The following is a 681-nucleotide window of genomic DNA, read 5'->3' as shown; positions in this document are numbered from 1 at the left end:
CCGTGGCGCGGCCGAGGCCGAGCGGCCGCGTGCCAGGCGCTCCTTCCATGCGAGAATCCGCCGCTTTCGCGCAGCCGCCCGCCCGGGCGCTGCGTGGGCTCTCCGTAGTTCAATGGATAGAACGGCCGCCTCCTAAGCGGCAGATACAGGTTCGATTCCTGTCGGAGGGACCAGCGCCCTCGCGCCGGTCTCGCGTCGCTCCCACGCCGCCGGCGCTTCAGCGGCTCCAGCGCTTCCGCACCATTCAGCGCTTCAGCACGATCGTCACCAGCGCCGACGCGTCCACGACGCCGGTCACGCCGTGCACCACCCCGCCCTCCAGATAGCAGAGCTGCCCCGCGCGCAGCGCTGGCGCTGCTCGACGCCGTCGCGCAGCACGCTCAGTTCGAGCTCGCCTTCCAGGCAATGGAGCGTGATTTCCCCGTCCACCTTGTGCGGCGGCAGCGACTTGCCTTGCGGCAGCACCACCCGCATCACCTCCAGGCCCTCCGACTTGAACAGCGCGGAGGACGGTGTCCCGGACAAGGCGGCGCCAAGCGGCGCGACATCGATCGGCTGGGCGGGGGCGGCATGCGGCAAGGCCATGGCTCTGCTCCTGAAGGGCTGACGACGGCGGCGCGGGTCCGCGCCGCAGCTGGCGATCGGGCCATCATGGCACCGACCGGCGCGACGCGCACCCCC

General features: G+C 71.8%; 1 protein-coding gene and 1 tRNA gene. One reads left to right on the top strand and one right to left on the bottom strand.

Translation table 11 applies throughout. The annotated features are described in order from the left end of the window. Positions 1-98: 98 nt before the first annotated feature. A tRNA-Arg gene (locus FUT87_RS28075) sits at positions 99-173 on the top strand. A gap of 121 nt (positions 174-294) precedes the next feature. Here the strand turns inward: FUT87_RS28075 and FUT87_RS28070 are convergent. After that, complete coding sequence (locus tag FUT87_RS28070) at positions 295-585, bottom strand: hypothetical protein (RefSeq protein ID WP_310735336.1); 291 nt, start codon at positions 583-585, stop codon at positions 295-297. Between the last annotated feature and the right edge of the window lie 96 nt (positions 586-681).

The sequence above is a fragment of the Mitsuaria sp. TWR114 genome, from assembly GCF_007997345.1.
This window is presented reverse-complemented; position numbering and strand designations above follow the sequence as displayed.

What these genes read in the sequence shown, in the direction of transcription:
- FUT87_RS28070 (WP_310735336.1), bottom strand. Translation starts at nt 585, where the DNA reads ATGGCCTTGCCGCATGCCGCCCCCGCCCAGCCGATCGATGTCGCGCCG.